Origin of the sequence: Gordonia sp. C13 (genome assembly GCF_023218005.1) — a bacterium.
Classification (GTDB): Bacteria; Actinomycetota; Actinomycetes; order Mycobacteriales; family Mycobacteriaceae; genus Gordonia; species Gordonia namibiensis.
The window spans coordinates 130,018-155,576 of record NZ_JALPSY010000007.1 but is presented as its reverse complement, the minus strand read 5'-3'; the positions used below and the strand labels follow the sequence as shown (position 1 = coordinate 155,576).

Here is a 25,559-nt window from a genome sequence, read left to right as displayed (position 1 = left end):
GCGACGAGTAGCCGGTCAGGTCGCGCTGACCAGAACCGCGGCGCCGAGCCAGATCAGCGCGGCCACCTTGATCACCTCGAACGCGACGTAGACGAGATGCGCTGAGCTACGCGGACCCTCGTGCCCGGCGAGCACGGCGTCGGACCTCTTGGTGAGGGCCGGCCGGACGGCCACGAGCTGGATCGCGAGAGTCGCGATCGCAACTCCCGCGGCGATCGGCGTGGCCACCCCGGGCCACGAACCGAGGACGACGGCGACCAGGATCGCGGTCGCCCACACGACCTCCGCGACGTTGAGCCCACGGAAGACCAACCGCCCGATCCCCAGACCGATCGGCAGGGTCACGCCGGGTGCGCGGAACTTCAACGGCGCCTCGAGGAACGAGATCGCGAAGACCATGCCGAGCCACACGAAGGTGAGCGCGGTGACGACCGCCGCGGAGGTGCTCATCGCGCGCTCGACCGCAGGAGTTCCGGACCGAAGGTCTCATAGTGGATTCGGCTCTCCGCGATGTCGCGGCCGAGGAACTCCTCGCGCATCGAGGACAGGAACCCGGTGGGACCGCAGAGCATCACGTTGGCTTCCGGGTGCACCTCGACATTGTCCAACGACATGTGGCCGACTCGGACCGAATCGGAGACGATGTGCGGCGAAGTGTTCTCGTACCACTGGATCAGATTGCCGTCCGGCAGCGAGTCCACCAGCGCGGCAAGCATTCCGCGGTGCGGCTGGCGGTCGCGGGAACGGTCGGCGTGCAGGACCGTCACCGGGCGGGCATCGCCCTTCTCTGCCAGCGCGGTCAGCAGACCGATCACCGGCGTGCACCCGATCCCGGCGGATGCCAGTAGCAGCGGGGCATCGTCGTCGGGCAGCACGAGGTCGCCGAACGGGGTGCTGACCTTCAGGGTGTCGCCTTCGAAGACGTGCTCGTGCAGGTATGCCGAGACCTCGCCGGCGAGCTTCACACTGAAGCGCCACTCCGCGTCGTCGGGCGAGCCGGTCAGACTGTACTGACGGATCTGCTGTGCACCGTCGCTCAGCGGTACCTGTATCGAGATGTACTGTCCCGGGCGGAACTTCGGGAGTTCGCCGTCCACCGGGGCCAGGGTCAGCGCAATGGTGTCGGGCGAGACCTGCACGCGATCACTCACCGTGATCTCACGCCACACCTGACCGGGCTCGACACCCGCGGCGGCGTAGAGGTCGGATTCCGATGCGATCAGAAGGTCGGCCATGTCCCAGTACAGCTGATCCCAGGCATCGGCGACCTCCGGCGTGACGGCAACGCCGAGAACCTCGACGATCGCCGCGAACAGATGCTGGTGGACCACCTTGTACTGATCGGCGGTGACACCCAGCGACGCATGCTTGTGCGCGATCCGGTCCAGGATGAACCGCTGACGCCGGACGTCGGGTTCGAGTTGGAGACGCGCGAAGGCGGCGACCGAGCCGGCGAGGGCCTGCGGTTGTTCACCGGACTTCTGGTGCGTCCGGTTGAACATGTTGTCCAACAGCGTCGGGTGCGCGTCGAAGAGTCCGCGGTAGAACCGCGGGGTGATCTCCGGGAGTGCCCCCTCGACTGCGGGCAGGGTCGCCGCGAGAGTGGCGCGTTGGGTGTCGGACAGCATGAGAACTCCTTTGTTCACTTGCTCATCTGGTTATGAAGATCCGGCGTGGGGGCCGGAAGTCTCTGTGGCGGTGCTGATTCACCTTTGTGTCTCACCAGGCCTTCGTGGCTCGGGAAGCAGAGGGTCCGGCCCGGTCAGCCTGTTTCCTCAGCAGGTGGGCGCGGCGACAGCGAGAGCAGCACTGCGGTGGTCGGTTCCGCGGCGAGGTCGGCGACGGTCTCGGAGTCGAGGGTGTCGTAGAAGGCGGCGGCCGCACGGGCGAGCGCTCCCCGCAGACGGCATCCGCGTCGGAGCGGGCACGGCTGCGGGCCTTCGCAATCGACAACCTCCCCGTCACCCTCGAGGGATCGCGCGAGCCAGCCCACGCGCGCTTCGCGACCGAGGTCGGTGATCGTCAGACCGCCGGTTCGGCCGCGGCGCGCGTGGACGACGCCCATCTCCGACAGCCTGCCGACGACTTTGGCGACATGCGTGTACGGGACGGCGAGCTCTTCCGCGAGATCCTTCGTGGTGAGAGGTGTTGCAGCCCCACGCTGTTCACCGACCGACTGTTCACCGGCGACGGCGAGCCTCATCACGACCCGGAGGCCGATGTCGGTGAAGCGTGTCAGCTGCATGCCGAAAGTAAAACATAAATTGGCACCGGCAATACCAATTAAAAGTCCGTGTTCTAGCTCACTCGACGGGCGCCTCGTCGTACGTCGCGACCGGCATCCCAAGGGTCCGGGCTCTGCGAATCATGGTGCGCGCGTTGTCGATCGCCGCGCATCCCGGATCGTTGTTGAAGTACACGTAGACGTCGCACCGGTCGTCGAACATGTCCCACAATCGACGCAGCCAGCTGTCGATGGCACGGGTCCCATAACTCATCGGCCGCTCGGCCGTGCCGTCGTGCAGACGTAGGTATCCGAAGTCCGCCGTCCGCCACAGCGGGGTGAGAGAACGACTCTTCCGGTCGGCCCAGCACAGGGCGGCGTTGTGCCGTTCGAGAACGTCGCGCACCTCGTCGGTCCACCACGATTCGTGGCGCGGCTCGACGACGACCTGAACGGTGTTCGGGAAGAGCTTCAAGGTGGCGGCCAGGGCATCGGGCTGCGCCTGCAGATTGGGCGGGAGTTGCAGGAGGACGGGCCCGAGCTTGGTACCGAGGCCGGCGGCACGATCGAGGAAGCGCTCGACGGGCTCGGCCGGCTCCTTCAGCCGCTTCACGTGTGTCAGGTAGCGGCTCATCTTCGCCGCCATCCGGAAGTGGGCCGGTACGGTCTCCGCCCAGTTCTCGAACACCGTCCTCTCCGGCAGCCGGTAGAAGGTGTTGTTGACCTCGGCCGTCGTGAACCGCTTGGAGTAGTAGTCCAGCCACTCCCGCTGCGGGACCTTCTCCGGGTAGAACGCGCCGCGCCAGTCCTTGTACTGCCAGCCCGAGGTACCGATGTGCAGCATCGCTCCACCTATCCGCCGGTCGACGGGTGACGAATCCCGTCGACGACTTCTCGCGGCGCGTGTGGGTGTCGCATCACCGAAAACGGGTACCCGCCCAGAGGAAGTTGCAACCACCGAGACAGGAGTGACATGACGAAACTGGCGATCATCTACTACTCGGCCACCGGACACGGCACGGCCATGGCTGACGAACTCAAGACCGCTGCCGAGGCGGCCGGTGCCGAGGTACGGGTCCGCCACATCGAGGAGACCCGCGACCCGGAGACCTTCGCGGAGAATCCTGCCTGGTCGGCGAACTACGAGGCGACGAAGGACCTGCCGAGCGCCACCGGCGACGACATCGTCTGGGCCGACGGAGTCATCTTCGGTTCCCCGACCCGATTCGGCAGCACGTCGTCGCAATTCCAGACCTTCATCGACTCCCTCGGCGGACTCTGGGCCGAGGGAAAGCTCGCCGACAAGGCGTATGCCGCCTACACCTCGAGCCAGACGGCGCACGGCGGACAGGAGACGACGCTCGTCGGCCTGTACACCTCGCTGATGCACTTCGGCGGCATCCTCGTACCGCCCGGCTACACCGAGGGACTGAAGTTCGCCGACGGTAACCCCTACGGCGTCTCTCACGTCACCGGCCCGGAGAACAAGAACGGCCTCGACGACCCCACCAAGGCCGCCCTCGCCCACCTGGCGCAGCGAGTCGTGAAGGTCGCCGGTCTGCTGGCCGGCTGACAAACGGTGCTGCATGCCGGATCGCTCGCGTAAATGCGTTGACAGAGCGGCGCCCCCGCGCGAGCATCGGGTTCATGCATTCAGTGTCGTCGCCCGCTGGGCGTGAGGAGGTCGTCGGCGTCCTGCACGCCGGCGCTTGAGTGACCTGCCCCGACCGGCGCGAGTACCGCACCCGCGGACCCGCGCCGGTCGACGCGTGCCCTCACTCACCCTCCACGACACCCGAGGTGTTTCTCACTCATGCATGCTCTGACCGAATCCGAGATCCGTCGATCCTTCGTCAATGCGACCGTCCGCGAACGCAAGTCACTCGTCCTGCCACCCGACTTCAAGGAATTGAACTGGGAGCGCAAGGATTTCGTCGGTTGGCGGGATCCCAAGCAGCCGATGGTCGGTTACGTCGTCATCCCGACCGACGACGAGCCCGTCGGCATCATGCTCCGCCTGGGCGGACGCCAGCCGCGCAAACGGCCGCTATGTTCGTTCTGCGAGGACGTCCTGCTGCCCAACGACGTCGCCTTCTTCAGCGCCAAGCTCGCCGGCGCCGCCGGCCGCAAGGGCGACACCGTCGGCACCCTGATCTGCTCGAACTTCGAGTGTTCGAAGAACGTGCGTATGAAGCCGCCGCCGGTCTTCGGCGGCCACGATCCGGAAGCCTTGCGGCAGCAGCGCATCGAGTCGCTGCAGCTGCGGCTGAACGGATTCGCGACGCGCGTCGTCGGGCAGGAGAAGTAGCCCCGCTCAAACCCACCCTTTTTCGCCGGATCCACCACCCCGCCGGGTGCTGGGTTTGCCGAAAAAGGGTGGGTTTGCGCATAAGAAGAGAGGCCGGACCGCGTTTCCGCAATCCGGCCTCTTTCACCGTGTGGGCGAAGGGGGACTTGAACCCCCACGTCCCGAAGGACACTGGCACCTGAAGCCAGCGCGTCTGCCATTCCGCCACTCGCCCGTGGCCGCCGGAGATCCGGCGGGCATGTCGTCGGACTGGGTTCGTCCGGCGACTGGACGACGATAACAGCACCGTGCCCCTACTACAAAACTCGGGTGTTCGCGGGCAATCGAAGGGCGGGTGACCTGCGGCACCAGTGACTGGCCAGACCGATGAGGCAGGTGTTACACACGATGCACCAGTTGTCGCGGTGGCACAGTTGTCCGTTCTTGTCGCTATCATCAAACAAGGCCATATGCACGGCGACACGCTCGAATGCCGCGAAAGGAGGTCTCGGTGGGGATCCTGCAACGAATTGAACGCAAGCTCGAAGGCGCTGTTGACGACGGTTTTGCGCGAGTTTTCGGTGGTCAGGTGGCTCCACAGGAGATCGAGAACGGCCTTCAGCGTGAAGCCGAGGAGTCGCTGGAAGATCTCGGCGACGGTACCGTCCTTGCCGCCAACAGCTACACCTTGCTGTTGAGTCCGAGCGATCACGACCACATTGCTGCGGAATACGAACTGAACCGCAAGACTTTCTCGAAGCATTTGGAACACTTCATCAAGGACAACGGGTGGCAGACCTACGGCAAGGTCGTCGTAGAGTTCGAACAATCGCCATCACTGCACACCGGGATCTTCCGTGCGCGCGGCACGGTGAACCCTGACGCGAGGCCCCGCCCGGTGCCGTCGCGTTCGGGACCACCATACGGCGCACCACCGAAGGCCCCCCGCCCACCGGCCGGCCCCCCGGCCCCGAATCCTCGCCCGGCCGCACAAGCTCTTCCCGCCGACGCACCCGACCAAGGAGCCCCCAAGATGACTCAGAACCCCGGATACGACCAGCGCAGGGGCGCCGATCCCGAGTACGACCAGCAGGCCTACGAGCAGCAGGGCTACGGCCAGCAGGCGTATGGACAGCAGGGCTACGACCAGTACGGCCAGCAGCCCGGCTACGAGCAGCAGGCCTACGGACAGCAGCCCGCCGGCTACGAACAGCAGGGTTACGGTCAGCAGCCCGGCTACGGCCAGGGCTACGGGCAGCCCGGCTACGACCAGCAGGGTTACGGCCAGCAGGGCTACGCACAGCCCGGCTACGAACAGCAGGGCTACAGCCAGCAGCCCGGCGGCTACGACCCGGGCTACGGCCAGCCCGGCTACGACCAGCAGGGCTATGGCCAGCAGGGCTACGCACAGCCCGGCTACGAACAGCAGGGCTACAGCCAGCAGCCCGGCGGCTACGACCCGGGCTACGGCCAGCCCGGCTACGGCCAGCAGCCGCCGGCGGCCTACGACTACCAGGGTGGCTACGACCAGGGTTACGGCGCAGGACGACCCGCCGCCGGTTACGCCCCGTCGTCGATCACCCTTCTCCTCGAGGACGGCAGCAACCGCACCTTCCAGCTGCACGAGGGTTCCAACGTGATCGGCCGCGGCCAGGACGCGCAGTTCCGTCTGCCCGACACCGGTGTCTCGCGTCGCCACGTCGAGATCCGCTGGGACGGCACCACCGCGATGCTCACCGACCTCAACTCGACCAACGGCACCACGGTCAACGACCTGCAGGTCAACACCTGGGAACTCGCCGACGGCGACCGCATCCGCGTGGGTCATTCCGACATCACCGTCCGGTTCCAGTAGTCCCGGCAACCGCCGTCCAGCGCCCGTCGAACGCGGGCGGCGGTGGCCGCTGACCGAAGTGATCCGGGCGACTCCGCGGGGGCGGTTGATACTGAACTGTCATATGTGAATGAACGGGTTCGGCTCAACTGCCCATAAGATGCACACGGGGTCCGCCGGTTGCCATCGGCAGTCGAGATCGACGCCCGCCCGGTACGGCTTACCGAGTACGACTGGTCCGAGATGTGACGGCGCTGGAGGTGAACACACGAGATGCAGGGCTTGGTGCTGCAACTGACCCGTATCGGGTTCCTGCTGTTGTTGTGGTTGTTCGTCTTCGCCGTGATCCGGACCCTTCGGGCCGACATCGCCTCGGCCGGCGGCATGCGCATCCCGCGTTACTCGGGAGGTGCGGAGAAGCGTCGACGCAGTGGCGGGGTCCGCGGCGCGGCGCGCTATCTCGTCGTCACCCACGGCGCTCTGGCCAACACCCGGATCAGCCTCGGGCAGCAGCCGGTGCTGCTCGGTCGCGCCGACGACTCGACCCTCGTCCTCACCGACGACTACGCCTCGGAACGTCACGCGCGACTCTCCAGACGCGGTGACGACTGGTACGTGGAAGACCTCGGCTCCACCAACGGCACCTATCTCGACCGGTCCAAGGTGACGACCGCCGTCAAGGTCCCGCTGAACACGCCGATCCGCATCGGCAAGACCGTGATCGAGTTGCGCCCGTGACACTTGTGTTGCGCTACATCGCGCGCAGCGACCGCGGTCTCGTCCGGTCCAACAACGAGGACTCCTTCTACGCCGGCCCGCGCCTGCTCGCACTCGCCGACGGCATGGGCGGACACGCGGCCGGCGAGGTCGCCAGCCAGCTCGTCATCCGTGCCCTCTCCGAACTCGATGAGGACGAACCCGGCGGCGATCTGCTGAGCCAGCTCGACCGCGCCACCCGCGCGGGCAACGAGGCGATCGCCGCACAGGTCCAGGAGTCCCCCGAACTCGACGGCATGGGCACCACGCTCACCGCCATCCTCTTCGCGGGCAGCCGAATCGGGCTGTGCCACATCGGTGATTCACGCGGCTACATGTTCCGCGACGGCGTCCTCACCCAGATCACCCGCGACGACACATTCGTACAGACCCTCGTCGACGAGGGCAGGATCACCGCTGAACAGGCGCACACGCATCCGCAGCGGTCACTGATCATGCGTGCGCTGACCGGTTCCGAGGTCGAGCCGACACTCACGATGCGCGAGGCGCGTGCCGGTGACCGGTACATGCTCTGCAGCGACGGACTGTCCGACGTCGTGAGCGAGGAGACCCTCGCCGAGACCCTCGGATCCATCGCCGACCCGAAGGAGTGCGCCGACCGCCTCATCGAACTCGCACTGCGCGGCGGCGGCCCGGACAACGTGACCGTCGTCCTCGCCGACGTCGTCGACACCGAGTACGGCGACTCCCGGCCCATCGTCGGCGGTGCCGCCGGCGGCAATGAGGAGTCCTACACCCCCGACCCGGCCACCGCGGCCGGACGCGCCGCCGCGCTGCGTCCGCCGCCCGCCGAGCCGCAGCGCCCGACGGTGCTGACCCAGGCGGAGGAACCGCCGAAGCACAGGAGCACGTGGCGCCGGTGGTTGGCCGTGGGCGTCGTCCTGGCCGTCGTCGTCGCGCTCATCGCCGGGTTCTTCGTGACCCGCTCGATCGTGCGGAGCAACTACTACGTGGCCGCCGACTCCGCCGGCGACGTCGTGATCCACCAGGGCTCTCCGGCCGACGTCCTCTTCGTGTCGATGAGCAAGCCCGTCACGCGCGTCTGCGTCGAGGATCTCGACCAGGAGAAGCCGACCTACACCTTCATCCCCTACGACGACACCTGCGAGGTGCCGCTCAACGTCGACGATCTGGTGTCCGGACCGGCGCAGTCGGTGAAGAACGTGATGATCCGTGACCGCAGCGCCGAGGAGATCGAGGGCGTGGTGACCAAGGAGCTCACCTTCCGCTGCGACAACGCTCCGTCGTCGACTCCCCCGCCGCCGTCCTCGGCGACCCCGCCGCCCGCGTCGAGCGCACCGCCCGCTCCCCGTGCCACTGCACCGTCCGGAATCCCGCAGCGCGGCGCCACCGAGTCGGTGGCACCGCCCGCCCCGGGCACCGCACCGTCCGACACGCCCGCACCTCCAGAGGACGCGGGCACCAGCTGCCGGCAGCAGGTGAGATGACTCAAGCCGCGCCCGCCCCGCACGCCCCGCCTCGCGAACCCGCGACAAGCACCGGCCGGAACGCCGAGCTGCTCCTGCTGGTGTTCGCCATCGGCCTCGTGACGGTCGCCCTGCTCATCGTCCAGGCCGCGCAGGGCCAGAGCCTGACCTGGGACATCTTCAAGTACGTCGCCGCCTACACGGCGCTGTTCGGGGTCGCCCACGTCGTCGTCCGACGCTATGCGCCGCACGCCGACCCGATCCTGCTGCCGGTCGTCGCCGTGCTCAACGGGTTGGGTCTGGTGCTGATCCACCGCCTCGATCTCGGGTCGGGCAACACCGGTGAGTCGATGAACCCCACCCAGGCGACGAACAACGCCGACCAGCAGTTGCTGTGGGCCGGTCTGGGCATCATCGCCTTCTCGGCGGTGCTGATCCTCATCCGCGACCACCGGACGCTGTCGCGGTATGCCTACACGCTCGGCCTCGGTGGTCTGATCTTTCTGATCATCCCGGCGATCCTGCCGAGCGCGTTCTCCGAGATCAACGGCTCCAAGAACTGGATCATCACGCCGTTCTTCTCGATCCAGCCCAGCGAGTTCTCCAAGATCCTGATCATCATCTTCGCCGCGGCGGTCCTGGTGTCGAAGCGCGACCTGTTCATCACCGCGGGCCCGCACGTCCTCGGCGTCGACCTCCCCCGCGCCCGGGACCTCGGTCCACTGCTCGCCGCCTGGGCGATCGCGATCGCGGTGATGGTCGTCCAGAAGGACCTCGGTACGTCACTGCTGATCTTCGCGACGATCCTGACGATGCTCTACGTCGCCACCTCGCGCGTGGAATGGCTGGTCCTCGGCATCGGCCTGTTCGCGATCGGTGCGGTGATCGCGTGGTCGATCTTCTCCCACCTGCAGACCCGCGTCTCGGTGTGGCTCAACCCCTTCGACGACTTCGACGGCTCCGGTTACCAGATCGGTCAAAGCCTCTTCGGCCTGGCCACGGGCGGTCTGTTCGGCACCGGCCTCGGATCGGGTCGGCCCAACATCGTGCCGTTCGCCAACACGGACTTCATCATCTCGACCATCGGTGAGGAGCTCGGGCTCGCCGGCCTCTTCGCGATCCTGCTGCTCTACATGGTCTTCATCCACCGCGGCCTGCGCACCGGAATCGCCGTGCGCGACAGCTTCGGCAAGCTCCTCGCGACGGGCCTGGCGTTCACCATCGCCATGCAGATCTTCGTCGTGGTCGGCGGCGTCACCAAGCTGATCCCGCTGACCGGTCTGACGACCCCGTTCCTGTCGTACGGCGGCTCGTCGCTGCTGGCCAACTACATTCTCGTCGCGCTGCTGATCCGGATCTCGAACGCCGCCCGCGAACCCGATCCGGTCAAGAAGCGTCCGACGACGGCCAAGCCGGTCGACGCGCTGCCCACCCAGGTGGTGAAGCGCAAGTGAACAAACCGATCCGCAACGTGTCGATCGCGGTGATCGTGATGATCGTCGCGCTGCTGGCCAACGCCACCTACGTCCAGGTGTTCAAGGCCGACGCCCTGAAGACCGATCCCCGCAACAACCGGGTCCTGCTCGACGAGTACTCGCGCCAGCGTGGCCTGATCACGACCGCCGACGGCACCGTGATCGCGCTGTCGGTGCCCATCGACAGCCGGCTGAAGTTCCTGCGTCAGTACCCGCGGGAGGGTGCCGAGGCGTTCGCGCCGGTCACCGGTTACTACTCGTTCCAGTACCTCGCGAGCCAGATCGAGCACTACGAGAACTCGATCCTCAACGGCTCCGACGACCGGTTGTTCGGCCAGCGGTTCATGGACATGTTCTCCGGCCGCGACCCGCGGGGCGGCAACGTGGTCACCACGATCAACCCGAAGGTGCAGCAGGCCGCCTATCGCGCCATGCTCAACGGTCCATGCGACGGACCATGCCGCGGCGCGGTGGTGGCGCTGCAGCCCAACACCGGCAAGATCCTGGCGATGGTCTCGACCCCTAGCTACGACCCGAACAAGCTGGCCAGCCACGACCAGGAAGTCCGCGAGAGCAGCTGGGAAGCGTGGAACCGCCCCGGCGACACCGCGCAGCCGATGCTCAACCGCGCGATCAGCCAGTTGTACCCGCCGGGTTCGACGTTCAAGGTCGTGACCTCGGCGGCCGCCCTGCGCGACAACATCACCCCGGGCATCCGTCTCACCGCGGCCCCGAGCTTCCCGCTGCCGGGTACCAACGTGTCGCTGCCGAACTACGGAGGCGAGACCTGCCCCGGTTCGTCGGGCGGGACCGTGTCGCTGGAGACGGCGTTCAAGTACTCGTGCAACACCGCGTTCGCCGAGCTGGTGACCGAGAAGATGTCGGACGCGATCCCGAAGTTCACCGAGACCGCGAGCCTGTTCGGTCTCGATCAGCCCGGCCCGGACATCCCGATGCCGGTCGTCGACTCGACCGTGGGCCCGATCCCGTCGCTCGACGTCCTCGCACAGGCATCCATCGGACAGCGGGACGTGCGGCTGACGCCGCTGCAGAACGCCATGATCGCGGCGACCGTCGCCAACGGAGGGGTCCGTATGCAGCCGTACCTGGTCGATAAGCTCCAATCGGCGGATCTTCGTACCTTGCAGACCACGCCGCCGAGCACCGCGAACAAGCCGATCACGCCCGAACAGGCGGCCGAGCTGACGTCGATGATGATCGAGTCCGAACGCTCCACCGCAGGTGCCGGCGGGCCGGTCTCGATCGCGTCGAAGACCGGCACCGCCGAAAGCGGTTCGAGCACCGACACCCCGTACGCCTGGTACATCGCGTTCGGACCGTCCTCGAACGCGCAGATCGCGGTGGCCGTGGTGGTGGAGAATGGACAATTCGGTGCGGATTCGGTCGGTGGGACCGTGGCCGCTCCGATCGGACGAGAAGTGATCAACTCACTGGTGGGAGGTGGCAGTCGATGACCCTGCAGAACGGCACCACCATCGGTGATCGTTACCGGCTCATCCGCCTGATCGCGACAGGCGGCATGGGCCAGGTGTGGGAAGCCCTCGACACGCGCCTGAACCGTCGTGTGGCGGTGAAGGTCCTCAAGGCCGAGTACACGAGCGACCCGGAGTTCATCGCCCGGTTCCGCGCCGAGGCCCAGACGACGGCGAAGCTCAACAACCCGGGCATCGCCAACGTCTTCGACTACGGCGAGACACCGGACTACAACGGTGGCGACCCGCTCGCGTACCTGGTGATGGAACTGGTCGACGGCGAGCCGCTGAACTCGGTCATCTCCCGGCTCGGTCGGTTGTCGCTGACCAACACCCTCGACATGCTCGAGCAGACCGGTCGGGCGCTGCAGGCCGCACACAGCCAGGGTCTGGTGCACCGCGACGTGAAGCCGGGCAACATCCTGATCACGCCGACCGGTCAGGTGAAGATCACCGACTTCGGCATCGCCAAGGCCGTCGACTCCGCGCCGGTCACCAAGACCGGCATGGTGATGGGCACCGCCCAGTACATCTCTCCCGAACAGGCCACCGGCGACGAGGCGACCGCTGCGTCCGACGTGTACTCGCTCGGCGTCGTCGGCTACGAGGCGCTCACCGGTCGCCGTCCGTTCCTCGGCGACGGTGCGATCACGGTCGCGATGAAGCACATCCGTGAATCGCCGCCGCCGCTGCCACCCAACCTGCCGTCGGGTGTCCGCGAGCTCATCGAGATCACGATGGCCAAGGACCCGCGTCAGCGTTATGCGAACGGCGGCGAGTTCGCCGATGCGGTGGCCGCCGTCCGCGCAGGTCGTCGACCCCCGCGCCCGGGAGCGATCGCCGGCGCCGCAGCGGGTGCGGCCGGTGCCGCGGCGTTGGGCAACACCGTCGCGACCCGCGCCACCACGGCACCGGGTACCGCCTCGCGTCCCGTGACGCCGCGACCGACGTCCCGCACTCCGGTCGCACCGCCGCCGGACAACAGCTGGACCACCGGGCAGAAGGTGCTCGCCGGTGTCGCTGCCGCGTTGCTCGTCGGCGCGATCGGCCTGATCGGCTTCTACCTGCTGAGCAGCGGCGGCGACGACACCGCACCGTCGGCGCCGTCCACCTCGTCGATCGTCACCGAGACCACCACCGTGGTCCCGACGGAGGAACCCGACGAGACCACGACCACGCAACGCCCCACCCGCACGACCACCAGTGAGGAGACGACGACCAGCGAGGAGACGACGACGGAGACCACCGCGCCCGGTCCGCCGACGACCACCGACGACACGACGGACACCGGGGCCGCCACCGGCACCCCGTGCTTCCCCGGCGTGCCGTTCCCGCTGTGTTAGGTCACCGCGCCATGCTGATACCACCCCCGACGACCCGCTGAGCTGAGATCCCAGGCTGACCCCGAGGCAGATGACGACACCACACCACCTCTCCGACCGCTACGAACTCGGCGAAACGCTGGGTTTCGGTGGCATGTCCGAGGTGCACTATGCCCGCGACCTGGTGCTGCACCGGGACGTGGCGATCAAGGTGTTGCGTGCCGACCTCGCGCGCGATCCGTCGTTCTATCTGCGCTTTCGGCGTGAGGCCCAGAACGCCGCGAAGCTGAACCACCCGACGATCGTCCAGGTCTTCGACACCGGCGAGGCCGAGACCGAGGACGGTCCGCTGCCGTTCATCGTCATGGAGTACGTCGACGGTGACACCCTGCGAGACGTGTTGCGGGCCAACGGTCCGATCGCCCCACGTCAGGCGATGACGTGGATGGCCGACGTCGCCGCCGCCATGGACTTCTCGCACCGCAACGGCATCGTGCACCGCGACATGAAGCCGGCGAACGTCATGATCGACAAGTCCGGCGCGGTGAAGGTGATGGACTTCGGCATCGCCCGCGCGATGAGCGACTCCACGTCGACCATGACGCAGACCTCCGCCGTCATGGGTACCGCCCAATACCTGTCGCCCGAGCAGGCCCGCGGTATCAAGGTGGACCCGCGCAGCGACATCTACTCGATGGGTTGCGTCCTCTTCGAGCTGCTCACCGGGGAGCCGCCGTTCACCGGCGACTCGCCGGTCGCGGTCGCCCATCAGCATGTGCACGAGGACCCGCCGTGGCCGTCGCACGTACGCCCGGAGATCCCGCGTGAGCTCGACTCGGTCGTGCTCAAGGCGATGAGCAAGAACAAGGACAACCGGTACCAGTCGGCCGCCGATCTGCGCGCCGACCTGATCCGGGTGCTCGCGGGCGGCAAGCCGTCGGCGCCGATGCTGCTCACCGACGAGGAGCGCACCGAGTTCATCGACACCGGCCCCCGACGCCCGGTCCGGTCGGAGACGACCACACCGCGGCGCGCCATCCCCACGCGTGCCGGTGGCAGCCACCGACGCGACGCCGACTATCGGTCCGGCTCCGACGACGACCCGCCACGTCGGCGCCCCCGCTGGCTGATGGCCGGCGCGATCGCCGCGGTCGTGCTGCTCGTCGCAACGCTGTTCCTGTGGTCTCCCTGGAGTTCGGGCTCCGACCCCGATGTCACCGTGCCCGCGGTCGCCGGACTCAGTTCCGAGGACGCGCAGTCGTCCCTCGAACGAGCGGGGTTCGAGGTGCGTGTCCTCGAGGAACCCAGTCTCGACGTCGGGCCCGGTTTCGCGACCCGTTCGACACCCGGCGAGGGTGTGATGGCGACCGAGGGGTCCGAGGTCGCCCTGTACATCTCCTCCGGTCCACAACGTCACCGGATACCGTCCGACCTGGTCGGCAAGACGCCTGCCGAAGCCCTCGACGCCCTCAAGGTGCTCGGGTTCACCAACGTCAAGACCGAGCGTGTCGACTCGACCGCCGACATGAAGGACAAGGTCGTCTCGACCGCGCCGAAGATCGGCACCGAGGTGCCGGTCAACGGGCCGGTGGTCCTCAATGTCGGTAACGGCCCCAAGGAGATCACCGTCCGCGACGTCGTCGGCATGCCGGCAGATCGTGCCCGCGCGGTTCTCGAGGAGCTCGGCATGTCGGTCGATGAGGTCGCGGTCGACTCGGACCAGCCCGCGGGCGAGGTCATCTCCACCTCTCCCGGCCCCGGTTCGACGGCCGAGCAGGGCAGCACGGTGCAGTTGTCGGTGTCCCGGGGCAACCTGTTCACCGTCCCGAGCCTGCGCGGCAAGACACCCGCCGAGGCCCAGTCATCCCTCGAACAGGCCGGTTGGGAACGGTCGACGCTGACGCGTCAGACCCGGAACGTGCCGCTGAACAGTCCGGACAACGGACGTGTCGTCGGGCAGGAACCGTCGGCGGGTTCGAAGGCGCGCAAGGGTGGCCCGATCACGATCATTATCGGCCAGGCCAGCCTGCTGCCGAACTAGGGCATCCGACGACGGCTCACCAGGCCTTCGTGGCTCGTCGCTTGCGCTCCTCGCACCTCAGGCAGCGAGGGTGGCATCAGCCGACCGCGCTGGCCATCTCCGCTTCGAGCGCCGCGACGCGGGTCTCGTCGATCTCGATACCGCACGTCTTGAGCCAGTTGGCGAGCATCCGGTGCCCGCCCTGGGTCAGGACGCTCTCCGGGTGGAACTGGACGCCGTGGATCGGCAGCTCGCGGTGGGCCATCGCCATGACGATGCCCGACTCGGTGCGTCCGGTGACGACGAGTTCGTCGGGGATGGTCTCGGGGAGCACCGTGAGCGAGTGGTAGCGGGTCGCGGTGAACGGATCCGGCAGGCCCGCGAGGACGCCCTTGTCGTCGTGGAAGACCAGCGACGTCTTGCCGTGCAGGAGTTCCGGCGCCCGGTCGACGGTTCCACCGAACGCCGCGCCGATCGCCTGATGACCCAGGCAGACACCCAACAGCGGGAGCTCCTCGGCGGCGGCCACCTCGACCATCGGCATCGTCGCACCGGCGCGCTGCGGGGTGCCGGGTCCGGGGCTCAGCAGCACCCCGTCGAATCCTGAGACCGCCTCCCGCAGATGTTCGGTGTCCCACGGGGTCAGCCGCGGGTCGTCGTTGCGCCACACGACGGCCTCGACACCGAGCTGGCCCAGGTACTGGACCAGGTTGTAGACGAAGCTGTCGTAGTTGTCGATGACCAGGATGCGACTCACGCAGAAGAGGCTACCGCCGAAAGCGGGTACCTCGGTCAGCGACCTGGTGAGATACCGTAGAAGTCGAGTGTTTCCGACCCCGGGCCGATCGGTCTCCACGACGTTCGTCGAGTCCCGGGCACGCGTACGACCGCTGCTGCGGTACAGCACAACAGAGGATGTCATGCCCAAGTCAAAAGTCCGGAAGAAGACCGACTACACGATCAACACCGCGAGCAGGACGCCGGTCAAGGTCAAGGCCGGAGCTTCCAGCACGATCTACGTGAGCGTGATGCTCGGCCTGATGCTCCTCGGGCTCGCCTGGCTCGTCGTCTACTACCTCGCCGCCACCCCCACCGCGTACGGCGCGGAGGGTCAGGTCCTGCACTGGATGGCCGAGCTCAACTCCTGGAACTTCCTCATCGGGTTCTCCCTCATGGTGGCCGGCCTGTTGATGACCATGCGGTGGCGCTGATCCGAACCACGATCATTCCCCGCGTGTCGGGCTCTGACCTCGGAAAACACATGCGTGTAAGTTATCCACACTGTGGAAATAACATGTGTGTAAGTAGTCCCCACTGTGAGTAACTCCTGTGGATAACTCTGCAGACTTCTCCACACACGCATGGTCGACGCCGGTTGGAGCGGGTGTCGCGGGCTGTGTCGGCGGCGTGATTCTGCTCGGCGGGGCGGTCGTCGTGTCCAACGACCCTGCCGGATCGGTCCTCATGGGGATCGCCGGCGTGCTGCTGTTCGCGTTGGGCGTCTACACCTTGCTGGTCCGGCCACGACTCGAACTCACGGCCGGACACCCGGCGACGCTGACCGTGCGCGGTCTGACCGGACGACGCAGCTATACGCCCGACCGCGTCGAACGGATCCGGTTGCTGTCGATGCGGCGCGTCGGCCGTCGGGTGGGGCAGCTCGAGATCGACGTCCTCGACGACAACGCCGAATCCAGTCGTCCGGACGGATCCGACGGGCCCCGCGACGACACCCGGCTGCTCGTCTTCAGCCGCTGGGATCTCGGTACCGACCTGCTGTCGGTGGTCGACGCACTCCGCGCAGCGGGATTCCACGTCGACGACGACCGCTGACCGACCCGGCTGTCGACGCCCGGCGCGTCAGCGGATGTAGGTGAGTCCGTCGTAGGTGAGCCCACCGGCGATCCCCAGGCCGAGCGCGACGACGAACAGCGCGCCCAGCGCGATCCAGCCGACCCGGCTGGCCGCCTCCTGGGTTCGACGTCCCTCCGGCAGGACCATTCCCGGGAGATAGACGATGGCAGCGGTGGCCGCGGCGCCGAAGGCGAGACCACCGAGATGTCCGAGGACGGAGATCCCGGGCAGCGAGAACGACAGCACCACGTTGAAGCCGATGATCAGCAGGACGGGCACCGGCGAGACACGGGCCTTGAGGATGATCACCAGCATCGCGCCCATCAGACCGTAGATGGCCCCCGAGGCGCCTGCGGTGAGGGCGCGGTCGTTCTCGAACAACATGACGGCGGCACTGCCGCCCAACAGGGCGATCAGATAGACCGCGAGGTATCGGGACATTCCCAGCGCGAGTTCGAGGTCGCGGCCCAGGATGTAGAGCGAGAGCATGTTGACGGCCACGTGCATCACACTGAAATGCAGGAAGCCGGACGTCAGCAGGCGCCAGCACTCGCCGGCGGCGACGTCGCTCTTGAGGAGATCTCCGGAGCTGAAGATGGTGGCGGCCCCGGGGTCGCCGAAGCTGCCCGCCTGGACGGCGCACAGCAGGAAGATCAGGATGTTGATCCCGATCAGGGTGTAGGTGACGTAAGGCTTGCCCGCGGTCAGGCGGGTGGTCGCCATGTGCCGCACACCGCGGTCACCGAAGGCCGGCGTCTGTTGGACACCATCACCTCGAAGACAGTCGAGACAATGCTGGCCGACCGACGCCGGTCGAAGGCAGTCCGGACATGCCGGTCGCCCGCACCGGCTGCAGGACAGGCCGGTGGGGCGGTCGGGATGCCGGTAACACACCGCCCGTTGCGGGGCGGTGTGTTCCGGAGAGGTCAGTTGACCTCGATCTTCTCGATGACGACGGCGTCGAGCGGGCGATCCTGACGATCGGTCGACGTGGTCGCGATGGCGTCGACGACCTGCTGCGACTCGGGGTCGGTGACCTCACCGAAGATGCTGTGGCGACGGTTGAGGTGCGGGGTCGGGCCGACGGTGATGAAGAACTGCGAGCCGTTGGTGCCCGGGCCGGCGTTCGCCATGGCGAGCAGGTACGGACGATCGAACTGCAGCTCGGGGTGGAACTCGTCGCCGAACTGGTAGCCGGGGCCGCCCATGCCGGTGCCGGTCGGGTCGCCGCCCTGGATCATGAAGCCGGCGATCACGCGGTGGAAGACCGAGCCGTCGTAGAACGGGCCGGAGTTGCCGCCGGATGCGTTCGGCTTGCTGTATTCCTTGCTCCCGTCGGCCAGGCCGACGAAGTTCTCGACGGTCTTGGGCGCGTGGTTCGGGAACAGGTCGACCTTGATGGCGCCGCGGTTGGTGTGGATGACTGCGGAGGTTTTCTGAGTGGTCACCCCTCCATCCAACCACTTGTGCGGTTTTGGGTGGTCGAGACGTGGCTCTCGACCCCACCTGCGCGCGCAGGGTCACATCGCCGGAGGTGGCACGGGCGGGGGCCGGGCTGGCACTCTGGTCGACATGCCGAAGAACTACCTCGTCGCCGCGCTGACCGTGCTCGCAGCGGTGCTCACCGCCGGTGTCGGCGTCGCCATCCTGCGCCGTACGCGTCAGGATCCGCCGCCGGTCTCGCCGACCGTTCCCCGCGTCGAAGAGGTCCGTGAGGCCCTCGCGGAGAGCACGGAATCACAGGCCTCGTGACGACATCGCCGACGGTCGATCCGGGCGTCGGCGGCATCCACAGGTAATTTGAACACGTGACCTCAGACGACGAGCGCTCTCCGAACACGCCCACCTCTCCCGGTGGTGCGTCCGAGCGGGCACGCGAGCTGTGGTCGATGTCCGACGACGCGAAGCCCCGCGAGACCGAATCGATCCGGCCCGGCCCTACCGGCCCCGGTTCGTCGGGCCCGGCTCCCACCGGCGGATCCCACGGCACCGCACCCTGGGAGCGCGTGCCGAGCGCGCCGATCAGCGCACCCTCGCCGCCCCGCGGACGCGACCTGCCGGATTCGGGACGTCCCGTCCCTCGCGGGCCACTGCCGCCCGGTGGTCCGGCGGGTCCCGGCGGTCCGGCATCGTCTCAGCGGCCCGGTCCCCCGCCCGGCGGTCCCCGTCCTCCCGGTCCTCCGGGTCCGGGCGGCCCCGGCCAGCCCGGCGGCCCCCGTCCGCAACCTCCGCGTTCGAACGGTCCCGGCCCGGCCGGTGACCCGGGCGCTCCCCCACGTCCGGCCGGCGCCTACACGACCGGCCCGCGGCCGCGGTCGGTTCCCGGCACTCCGCCGGGCAACCCCGGACCGTTGAATCCCGCCGGGCGTCCCCCGGCCGGGCATCGCCCGCCCCCGAACGCCAATCCCGGTGCGCCACAGGGAAGTCCGCTGCAGAACAATCCGACACAGAGGACCGGCACACCGCACCCGGACGCGCTCGGTGCCCGTCCGGGTCCGGCACCCTCCCGTCCGGAACCTCCCCGGTCGCGCCCCGACGCGGTCGACGGCGAGACCCGGCGCTCCGACGCGGCCGACGCCACCGTGTTCGTCAAGCCACCGGCCGGCCCGGCAGCCCCCGCGAAGCAGAACGACGACACGCCCGGCAACGACGACCGTACGGCGGTGGCACCCGTGTCCCAGGCCTACTCTGCAAACACCAACCCAGCATTCGAGGACGATCCGGAGGACAACGTGGCTCCCCAGTCCGGCCCCCGCCTCAATCGCTTGGCCGTGTGGGCCCTGATCCTGTCCGGGCTCGGCATCACGTTCCCGATCGGTCTCGTGCTCGGCTACCGCGCGCGGGCACAGATTCGACGCACCCGCGGGGAGTCCGGACTGCCGTTCGCCAACGTCGCGATCTGGCTGGGCTGGGCCTACCTCGGCATCCTGGTGTTCGGCCTGCTGGTCTACAGCTGGATCCTCTTCGCCGCCTGACCGCGCTTCGTACCCGGTGCGACGTCCTGCGTATGACCCAGGTCTCAGCCCGTTCGGCACGAATTCGCCGCGCGGAGATCGCAGATCGGTGCCGAATCGCGATTTGTTTCGGTAGGAAGATCTGATAGCCGAAAAGGGTCTCCACCCAGCGCGTTCCCGGTCCAGGTGAGCCGCCGGTCACGACGACCCGATGCCGACGCGCGTGAACGTACTCGCGCGTAACGGCTTCGGTCCGCAACTATCGATCTGTTGAACCACCTCGCGTGTGCCGAAAACATCCTCGGCACGACGAACCGAAGGAGTCGGTGATGTTCTCCCGAATCGCCATCGTCAACCGTGGCGAGGCCGCAATGCGCCTCATCCATGCCGTCCGTGGCCTGTCCGCCGAAACGGGGCAGGCGATCGAGGTCATCGCGCTGCACACCGATGTCGATGCCGCCGCCACGTTCGTGCGTGAGGCCGACATCGCCTACGACCTCGGTCCCGCGGCGTCGCGCCCGTACCTGAACATGAAGGTGCTAGAGCGCGCCCTCCTCGAGACCGGCGCCGACGCGGCGTGGGTCGGCTGGGGATTCGTCGCCGAGGACCCGGTCTTCGCCGAACTCTGTGAGCGGATCGGCGTCACCTTCGTCGGCCCCTCGCCGGACGCGATGCGCAAGCTCGGCGACAAGATCGGCGCCAAGCTGATCGCCGAGGAGGTCGGCGTGCCGGTCGCGCCGTGGAGCCGCGGCGCCGTGGACACCATCGACGACGCGCTCGCCGCGGCCGCCGACATCAGCTACCCGCTGATGCTGAAGGCCACCGCCGGCGGCGGCGGACGCGGTATCCGCGTGGTCAACAACGACGACGAACTGCGCGAGGCCTACGAGCGCACCCGCGACGAGGCCGCCCGCGCGTTCGGCAGCGGCGTCGTCTTCCTGGAGCGCCTGGTCACCGGTGCGCGCCACGTCGAGGTACAGGTCATCGCCGACGGTCAGGGCACCGCATGGGCGCTCGGCGTCCGCGACTGCTCCGTGCAGCGTCGTAATCAGAAGGTCGTCGAGGAGTCGGCGTCGCCGGTCCTCGCCGAGGAGCAGGTCGCCGAGCTGAAGGCCTCCGCCGAGCGCCTCGCCGTCGCTGTCGGTTACCGCGGTGCGGCCACGGTCGAGTTCCTGTACCACCCGGGCGAGAAGCTGTTCGCGTTCCTCGAGGTCAACACCCGCCTCCAGGTCGAGCACCCGATCACCGAGATCACCAACGGTTTCGACCTCGTGCGTGCCCAGCTGCACGTCGCGTCGGGCGGCAAGCTCGAGGGTGAGCCGCCGACCGAACGCGGCCACGCCATCGAGGCCCGCCTCAACGCCGAGGATCCCGACCGCGACTTCGCTCCCGCGCCGGGGCGCATCAACCTCCTCGAACTTCCGGCCGGCCCGGGCATCCGGGTCGACACCGGCGTGAGCGAGGGCGACACCATCCCCGCCGACTTCGACTCGATGATCGCCAAGATCATCGCCTACGGTCGCGACCGCGACGAGGCGCTCGGCCGCCTGCGCCGCGCGGTACGCGAGACGCGCGTGATCATCGCCGGCGGCTCGACCAACAAGTCCTTCGTGCTCGAGCTGCTCGACCAGCCCGAGGTCATCGACGGCAGCGCCGACACCGGCTGGATCGACCGGATCCGCGCCGAGGGCGGCCTCGTCGCCAATCAGCATTCGGCGATCGCGCTCACCGCGGCGGCGATCGACGCCTACGAGGAAGAGGAGAAGGTCGAGCAGCAGCGCCTGATGTCGACCGCCTCGGGCGGCCGTCCGCAGGTCCAGCACGAGAGCGGCCGTCCCCTCGACCTCAAGCTGCGCGGTGCCGGCTACCGCGTCCGCGTGGCTCGCATCGGCGCGCATCGATTCCGCGTGAGCATCGAGGCCGGCAACGAGACCCACACCGCCGACGTCGAACTCGAACGCTTCGACGACCACGCTGCCCAGCTCGTGGTCAACCGTGAGCGGTTCCGCCTCGTCACCGACACCCACGGACCCGTTCACCTCGTCGACGTCGATGGCATCACCCACCGCGTCAGCCGAGACGAGGGCGGCGTCGTCCGCTCCCCGGCACCCGCACTCGTCGTCGCCACGCCACTGCAGGTGGGCGACGAGGTGGAGGCGGGCGCACCCGTGCTGGTCCTCGAGTCGATGAAGATGGAGACCGTGCTGCGTGCGCCGGTCCGCTCGCGGCTCAAGGAGAGCCTGGTGTCGGTCGGCACCCAGGTCGAGACCGGTGCGACCCTGCTGCGTCTCGAGCCGCTGGCCGACGACGACGGCGACGAGGCCCCGGAGGAGGTCGCGGGCGTCGACCTCGACCTGCCCGCCGAACCCGAGGTCGAGGCGCACGAACGCACCACCCGTACGCAGGAGGACCTGCGCGCCCAGCTCCTCGGCTTCGACGTCGACGCGAACGAGGCCACCCGTCTGCTCGACGACTACCTCGCGGTGCGGCGCGCGGTGATGGCCAGCGGCCGCCGGCCCCTCGCCGACGAGCTCGAACTCATCACCGTGTTCGCCGACCTCGCCGAGCTGAGCCAGAACCGCCCGTCGAGCGACGAGGTCGGCGTCGAGCACGTGCACAGTGCCCGCGAGAACTTCCACACCTACCTGCAGAGCCTCGACGTGGAGCGCGACGGTCTGCCCGCCGCCTTCCACGACCAGCTCAGCCGGGCGTTGCGGCACTACGGCGTCACCGAACTCGACCGGACGCCGGAACTCGAGGCCGCGGTCTTCCGCATCTTCCTGGCCCTGCAGAACCCGGCCGGCTCGGTCACCGTCATCACCACCCTGCTGCGTGAGTGGCTGCAGGAGCCCACGCCGCGTGACGAACTGCGCGACGACGTGGGCCCCGCCCTCGACCGCCTGATCGCCGCGACCCAGATGCGCTACCCGGCCATCGCCGACCTCGCCCGCGGCGTCGTCTACGCCTGGTACGGCCAGCCGCTGCTGCTCCGCGACCGCGCCCGCGTCTACAGCAACGTGCGCAAGCAGCTGCGATACCTCGACGAGAATCCGAACGCCGCGGACCGCGACGAGCGCGTCGACAACATGGTGCGCAGCACCGAGCCGCTCGTCCGTCTCCTCGGGCAGCGCATCGAGCGCGGCACCACCGACAACCGGGTGATGCTGGAGGTCCTGACCCGTCGGTACTACGGCAACAAGGGTCTCTCCGACATCCGCAACCACGAGGCCGGCGGCACCACCTTCGTCGTCGCCGACCGTGAGAGCGGCAGCCTGATGTCGGCGGCGGTCGGTTTCGCCGGCCTCCCGGCGGCTCTGAACGGTCTCGGCGAACTCGCCCGCGGTGCGGCCGCGGTGGACGCCGACATCTACCTCAGCTGGGAGCAGCAGCCCAGCGGCTTCGACGTGCTCGCCGAGACGCTGCACGAGATCGTCTCCAACGCCGCACTGCCCCCGCAGGTCCATCGCGTCACGATCACCGTGGCCGGCAGCGGCGATGCACGGATGCATCATCACGTCACCTTCCGCCCGTCCGCGACCGGTATGGCGGAGGAACGGCTCATCCGCGGTCTCCACCCGCACATCGCACAGCGGATGCAGATGGAGCGTCTGCGGAAGTTCGATCTCACCCGTCTGCCTTCCGCCGACGACGAAGAGGTGTACCTCTTCCGTTGTGTCGCACGGGAGAACCCGTCCGACGAACGACTCATCGCCTTCGCCCAGGTCCGCGACCTCACCGCGGTCCGCGAGCCGGGTGGTCGTCTGTTGACCCTGCCCACCGCGGAGGCGACGCTCGCCTCGTGCGCCGACTCGATCCGTCGTGCCCAGCGTGGTGCGGCCCGGCCGTCGAGCACCAACCGGATCATCCTGTACGTGTGGCCGCCGATCGACGACGATCCCGAGATCCTCGACATGATCTCCGGCCACATCCGCGGTGTCACACGGGGTATCGGCCTCGAAGAGGTCCAGGTCATCGCGCGTCGTCGCAACCCCGAGACCGGTGAACTCGTCAAGGTCTCGGTTCGCTTCTCGCTCAACGCGACCGGCGATTTCGACGTCAAGGTCGGCGATCCGTCCGACGCGCCGATCGAGCCCGTCGACGAATACCGCCAGAAGGTCAAGCGCGCCGCGGCCCGCAACACCGTCTACCCGTACGAGCTGGCCGAGATCCTCGGCGACTTCACCGAATACGATCTCGACGCCGAGCATCGCCTGGTCCCGGTCGACCGCCCCAAGGGTCGTAACACCGCGGCGATGGTCGCCGGTGTCGTGACCACCCCGACCGAGAAGTTCCCCGAGGGCGTCACCCGCGTGGTCCTGCTCGGCGATCCAACCAAATCGCTTGGCGCACTGTCCGAACCGGAGTGCAGCCGCGTCATCGCCGCGCTCGATCTCGCCGAGCAGATGCAGGTGCCGCTCGAGTGGTACGCCCTGTCCTCGGGTGCCCGGATCTCGATGGACTCCGGTACCGAGAACATGGACTGGGTCGCGCGTGCACTGAAGCGCGTCGTCGAGTACACCCAGGACGGCGGCGAGATCAACATCGTCGTGGCGGGTATCAACGTCGGTGCGCAGCCGTACTGGAACGCCGAGGCGACGATGCTCATGCACACCAAGGGCATCCTGGTCATGACCCCGGATTCGGCGATGGTCCTCACCGGCAAGCAGTCGCTGGACTTCTCCGGCGGCGTCTCGGCCGAGGACAACTTCGGCATCGGCGGCTTCGACCGCGTGATGGGCCCGAACGGCCAGGCACAGTACTGGGCACCGAATCTCGGTGCGGCCCGCGATGTTCTGATGTCCCACTACGAGCACACCTATGTGCTTCCGGGCGAGGGCACCCCGCGCCGGGCGGACACGGCCGATCCGTCGGACCGCGACGTCTCGGACTACCCGCACGTCCTCGCGGGCAGCGACTTCACCACGGTGGGTCAGATCTTCTCGCGCGAGCACAACCCGGATCGCAAGAAGCCCTTCGACATCCGCACCGTCATGCGCGCCGTCGCCGACCAGGACCACGTCGTCCTGGAGCGCTGGGCGGGCATGGCCGACGCCGAGACGGCCGTCGTGTGCGACGTCCATCTGGGCGGAATCCCGGTGTGCATGCTGGGCATCGAGTCGCGTGAGGTCGCGCGTCGTGGCTACAAGCCGACCGACGGTCCGGACACCTACACCGCGGGCACCCTGTTCCCACAGTCGTCGAAGAAGGCCGCCCGGGCGATCAACGTGGCCAGCGGCAACCGTCCGCTCGTCGTGCTCGCCAACCTGTCGGGCTTCGACGGTTCGCCGGAGTCGATGCGCAAGCTGCAGCTCGAGTACGGCGCCGAGATCGGTCGCGCGATCGTGAACTTCCGTGGTCCGATCGTGTTCTGCGTGATCTCGCGCTACCACGGCGGTGCGTTCGTGGTGTTCTCGAAGGCGCTGAACCCGAACATGACCGTGCTGGCCATCGACGGATCGTTCGCCTCTGTGCTCGGTGGCGCGCCGGCCGCCGCGGTGGTGTTCGCCGGTGAGGTCGCGAAGCGTGTCTCCGCCGATCCGCGCGTCCGCGAGCTGGAGACGAGCGTCGCCGAGGCCTCCGGTACCGATCGCTCGAGCCTGAACGCCGAGCTCGCCGACATCCGCCAGTCCGTCCGCGCGGAGAAGATCAGCGAGATCGCCGCCGAGTTCGACAAGGTGCACAGCATCCAGCGCGCCGTCGAGGTCGGTTCGGTCGACGCGGTCATCCGCGCCGAGGAGCTGCGCCCGCGGATCATCGGTGCGATCGAGAACTCCCCGGCCTGGGGTAAGAAGGACTCACATGCCGTGAGTTCCTAAGTCTCACAACCACAATCGCCACCTCCGGTCGGTGTCGCCATCTGCGGATGGCGCTCCTGATCAGAGGTGGCGATTG

General features: G+C 68.0%; 21 protein-coding genes and 1 tRNA gene. 14 read left to right on the top strand and 8 right to left on the bottom strand.

Translation table 11 applies throughout. The features are described 5' to 3' along the window. Window positions 1-15: 15 nt before the first annotated feature. From M1L58_RS08665 to M1L58_RS08650, 4 genes are all read right to left on the bottom strand, one after another. Window positions 16-450, bottom strand: a complete 435-nt coding sequence (locus M1L58_RS08665; RefSeq protein ID WP_006868437.1) for a hypothetical protein — start codon at window positions 448-450, stop codon at window positions 16-18. Next, window positions 447-1,628 carry an FAD-binding oxidoreductase gene (locus tag M1L58_RS08660; protein ID WP_248658567.1) on the bottom strand — a complete coding sequence of 394 codons (1,182 nt, stop codon included), beginning with the start codon at window positions 1,626-1,628 and terminating at the stop codon, window positions 447-449. Before M1L58_RS08660 ends, M1L58_RS08665 begins: the two co-directional genes overlap by 4 nt. Window positions 1,629-1,762: 134 nt before the next feature. Further along, window positions 1,763-2,245, bottom strand: coding sequence for an RrF2 family transcriptional regulator (locus M1L58_RS08655; RefSeq protein ID WP_248658566.1), 483 nt, complete (start codon window positions 2,243-2,245; stop codon window positions 1,763-1,765). A 58-nt stretch (window positions 2,246-2,303) separates the two neighbouring features. Next, the gene (locus M1L58_RS08650; protein WP_248658565.1) at window positions 2,304-3,068 is read right to left on the bottom strand and encodes a DUF72 domain-containing protein; all 765 of its coding nucleotides are present in this window, start codon (window positions 3,066-3,068) and stop codon (window positions 2,304-2,306) included. A gap of 129 nt (window positions 3,069-3,197) precedes the next feature. On the opposite strand from M1L58_RS08650, the gene wrbA reads away from it, so the two are divergent. Both wrbA and M1L58_RS08640 read left to right on the top strand, forming a co-directional pair. After that, window positions 3,198-3,797 (top strand): NAD(P)H:quinone oxidoreductase, encoded by a 600-nt coding sequence (wrbA, locus tag M1L58_RS08645; protein WP_006868441.1) that lies wholly within the window; start codon window positions 3,198-3,200, stop codon window positions 3,795-3,797. 240 nt (window positions 3,798-4,037) lie between these two features. Beyond that, entirely contained in the window at window positions 4,038-4,532 is a 495-nt protein-coding gene (locus tag M1L58_RS08640; protein WP_248658564.1) for an FBP domain-containing protein, read from the top strand. Window positions 4,533-4,663: 131 nt separating this feature from the next. Here M1L58_RS08640 and M1L58_RS08635 read toward each other — a convergent pair. Continuing rightward, window positions 4,664-4,746: transfer RNA gene (locus M1L58_RS08635), tRNA-Leu, on the bottom strand. Window positions 4,747-5,022: 276 nt separating this feature from the next. Here M1L58_RS08635 and M1L58_RS08630 point away from each other — a divergent pair. The 7 genes from M1L58_RS08630 to pknB all read left to right on the top strand — a co-directional run bounded on the left by M1L58_RS08630 (window position 5,023) and on the right by pknB (window position 14,880). Further along, a complete protein-coding gene (locus M1L58_RS08630) occupies window positions 5,023-6,366 on the top strand; it encodes an FhaA domain-containing protein (RefSeq protein WP_308221796.1) in 1,344 nt (447 codons plus the stop codon). A 252-nt stretch (window positions 6,367-6,618) separates the two neighbouring features. Then, entirely contained in the window at window positions 6,619-7,083 is a 465-nt protein-coding gene (locus M1L58_RS08625; protein WP_005200436.1) for an FHA domain-containing protein FhaB/FipA, read from the top strand. Beyond that, window positions 7,080-8,570 (top strand): PP2C family protein-serine/threonine phosphatase, encoded by a 1,491-nt coding sequence (locus M1L58_RS08620; RefSeq protein WP_040536986.1) that lies wholly within the window; start codon window positions 7,080-7,082, stop codon window positions 8,568-8,570. Before M1L58_RS08625 ends, M1L58_RS08620 begins: the two co-directional genes overlap by 4 nt. Then, a complete protein-coding gene (locus M1L58_RS08615; RefSeq protein ID WP_006868445.1) occupies window positions 8,567-10,003 on the top strand; it encodes an FtsW/RodA/SpoVE family cell cycle protein in 1,437 nt (478 codons plus the stop codon). Before M1L58_RS08620 ends, M1L58_RS08615 begins: the two co-directional genes overlap by 4 nt. After that, entirely contained in the window at window positions 10,000-11,499 is a 1,500-nt protein-coding gene (locus M1L58_RS08610; RefSeq protein ID WP_248658562.1) for a peptidoglycan D,D-transpeptidase FtsI family protein, read from the top strand. The genes M1L58_RS08615 and M1L58_RS08610 overlap by 4 nt, the downstream gene beginning before the upstream one ends. Continuing rightward, complete coding sequence (locus M1L58_RS08605) at window positions 11,496-12,860, top strand: protein kinase domain-containing protein (RefSeq protein ID WP_248658561.1); 1,365 nt, start codon at window positions 11,496-11,498, stop codon at window positions 12,858-12,860. The genes M1L58_RS08610 and M1L58_RS08605 overlap by 4 nt, the downstream gene beginning before the upstream one ends. Window positions 12,861-12,930: 70 nt before the next feature. Then, on the top strand, window positions 12,931-14,880 hold the full coding sequence (gene pknB / locus M1L58_RS08600; protein WP_248658560.1) for a Stk1 family PASTA domain-containing Ser/Thr kinase: 1,950 nt from the start codon (window positions 12,931-12,933) through the stop codon (window positions 14,878-14,880). A gap of 76 nt (window positions 14,881-14,956) precedes the next feature. Here pknB and M1L58_RS08595 read toward each other — a convergent pair whose 3' ends face one another. Beyond that, window positions 14,957-15,616 carry an aminodeoxychorismate/anthranilate synthase component II gene (locus tag M1L58_RS08595; RefSeq protein WP_040536988.1) on the bottom strand — a complete coding sequence of 220 codons (660 nt, stop codon included), beginning with the start codon at window positions 15,614-15,616 and terminating at the stop codon, window positions 14,957-14,959. A 163-nt stretch (window positions 15,617-15,779) separates the two neighbouring features. Between M1L58_RS08595 and crgA the strand changes: the two genes are divergently transcribed. Then, window positions 15,780-16,070, top strand: a complete 291-nt coding sequence (gene crgA, locus M1L58_RS08590; protein ID WP_005200426.1) for a cell division protein CrgA — start codon at window positions 15,780-15,782, stop codon at window positions 16,068-16,070. Between the two features lie 118 nt (window positions 16,071-16,188). Next, the gene (locus tag M1L58_RS08585) at window positions 16,189-16,692 is read left to right on the top strand and encodes a PH domain-containing protein (RefSeq protein WP_248658559.1); all 504 of its coding nucleotides are present in this window, start codon (window positions 16,189-16,191) and stop codon (window positions 16,690-16,692) included. 27 nt (window positions 16,693-16,719) lie between these two features. On the opposite strand, the gene M1L58_RS08580 is transcribed toward M1L58_RS08585, so the two are convergent. Both M1L58_RS08580 and M1L58_RS08575 read right to left on the bottom strand, forming a co-directional pair. Beyond that, window positions 16,720-17,436, bottom strand: coding sequence for a rhomboid family intramembrane serine protease (locus tag M1L58_RS08580; protein WP_248658558.1), 717 nt, complete (start codon window positions 17,434-17,436; stop codon window positions 16,720-16,722). A 203-nt stretch (window positions 17,437-17,639) separates the two neighbouring features. Then, on the bottom strand, window positions 17,640-18,161 hold the full coding sequence (locus M1L58_RS08575) for a peptidylprolyl isomerase (RefSeq protein ID WP_006868452.1): 522 nt from the start codon (window positions 18,159-18,161) through the stop codon (window positions 17,640-17,642). A 124-nt stretch (window positions 18,162-18,285) separates the two neighbouring features. On the opposite strand from M1L58_RS08575, the gene M1L58_RS08570 reads away from it, so the two are divergent. From M1L58_RS08570 to M1L58_RS08560, 3 genes are all read left to right on the top strand, one after another. Then, window positions 18,286-18,465: a hypothetical protein gene (locus M1L58_RS08570; RefSeq protein ID WP_040536992.1), complete on the top strand. Its 180-nt coding sequence runs from the start codon at window positions 18,286-18,288 to the stop codon at window positions 18,463-18,465. A 56-nt stretch (window positions 18,466-18,521) separates the two neighbouring features. Beyond that, entirely contained in the window at window positions 18,522-19,688 is a 1,167-nt protein-coding gene (locus M1L58_RS08565; RefSeq protein ID WP_248658557.1) for a DUF4190 domain-containing protein, read from the top strand. 308 nt (window positions 19,689-19,996) lie between these two features. Then, a complete protein-coding gene (locus tag M1L58_RS08560) occupies window positions 19,997-25,483 on the top strand; it encodes an ATP-binding protein (RefSeq protein ID WP_248658556.1) in 5,487 nt (1,828 codons plus the stop codon). Window positions 25,484-25,559: the final 76 nt, after the last annotated feature.

Coding starts and splice junctions, on each gene's coding strand:
- M1L58_RS08665 (WP_006868437.1), bottom strand. CDS start 450: ATGAGCACCTCCGCGGCGGTCGTCACCGCGCTCACCTTCGTGTGGCTC.
- M1L58_RS08660 (WP_248658567.1), bottom strand. CDS start 1,628: ATGCTGTCCGACACCCAACGCGCCACTCTCGCGGCGACCCTGCCCGCA.
- M1L58_RS08655 (WP_248658566.1), bottom strand. CDS start 2,245: ATGCAGCTGACACGCTTCACCGACATCGGCCTCCGGGTCGTGATGAGG.
- M1L58_RS08650 (WP_248658565.1), bottom strand. CDS start 3,068: ATGCTGCACATCGGTACCTCGGGCTGGCAGTACAAGGACTGGCGCGGC.
- wrbA (WP_006868441.1), top strand. CDS start 3,198: ATGACGAAACTGGCGATCATCTACTACTCGGCCACCGGACACGGCACG.
- M1L58_RS08640 (WP_248658564.1), top strand. CDS start 4,038: ATGCATGCTCTGACCGAATCCGAGATCCGTCGATCCTTCGTCAATGCG.
- M1L58_RS08625 (WP_005200436.1), top strand. CDS start 6,619: ATGCAGGGCTTGGTGCTGCAACTGACCCGTATCGGGTTCCTGCTGTTG.
- M1L58_RS08615 (WP_006868445.1), top strand. CDS start 8,567: ATGACTCAAGCCGCGCCCGCCCCGCACGCCCCGCCTCGCGAACCCGCG.
- M1L58_RS08605 (WP_248658561.1), top strand. CDS start 11,496: ATGACCCTGCAGAACGGCACCACCATCGGTGATCGTTACCGGCTCATC.
- pknB (WP_248658560.1), top strand. CDS start 12,931: ATGACGACACCACACCACCTCTCCGACCGCTACGAACTCGGCGAAACG.
- crgA (WP_005200426.1), top strand. CDS start 15,780: ATGCCCAAGTCAAAAGTCCGGAAGAAGACCGACTACACGATCAACACC.
- M1L58_RS08580 (WP_248658558.1), bottom strand. CDS start 17,436: ATGGCGACCACCCGCCTGACCGCGGGCAAGCCTTACGTCACCTACACC.
- M1L58_RS08570 (WP_040536992.1), top strand. CDS start 18,286: ATGCCGAAGAACTACCTCGTCGCCGCGCTGACCGTGCTCGCAGCGGTG.
- M1L58_RS08560 (WP_248658556.1), top strand. CDS start 19,997: ATGTTCTCCCGAATCGCCATCGTCAACCGTGGCGAGGCCGCAATGCGC.